A 578-nucleotide genomic window follows, 5' to 3' on the forward strand; every position below is an offset into this window, starting at 1 on the left:
CCGGCCAGAGCGCGCCGAGGAAGTCCCAGAACACCAGCTGGACCAGCAGCGGGGTGGACCGGAAGATCCAGACGAAACCCCAACTGATGCTCCGCAGCACCGGGTTGTCGGAGAGCCGGCACACCGCGAAGGCCGTGCCGAGCGCGAAGCCGAGCACCATCACGGCGGCGGTCAGCCAGAGCGTGAGCAGCAGGCCCTGCACGATCGCGGTGGTGGTGAAGTACTGGGCGACCACGTCCCACTCGAAGGCCCGGTTGCGCAGGACGGAGTTGAACACCATCGCCAGCACGAGCAGGGCGAGCACCGAGGCGACCACCCGGCCGGGCCGGCGGCGGGCCACGATCGGTGCTTCGTCGGCCTGGGGGAGTACGGGGGCGGACAGGGCAGTGGCCATCGGCCGGGCTCCAGACATGGCTGGGCCGTCACGCCGGGCGGCGCCCCTCAACGCACCCGGCCCCCGATCGTAGGCGTGGACGAACAGGGCCTGTCAAGGGCGGTCCGTTCCTACTGATAACAGAACATGAAGGAATCCCGGGAAGGTTGACGTCCCGTCTGATCCACTGTTCAACTTCCTCCAT

General features: G+C 68.3%; 1 protein-coding gene. It reads right to left on the reverse strand.

The features are described 5' to 3' along the window. Positions 1–394: ABC transporter permease subunit (locus tag ABD323_RS44255; protein WP_344447643.1), on the reverse strand; the 394-nt coding region annotated here is incomplete at its 3' end. Between the last annotated feature and the right edge of the window lie 184 nt (positions 395–578).

The organism is Kitasatospora nipponensis (genome assembly GCF_039528135.1).
Taxonomy (GTDB): Bacteria; Actinomycetota; Actinomycetes; order Streptomycetales; family Streptomycetaceae; genus Kitasatospora; species Kitasatospora nipponensis.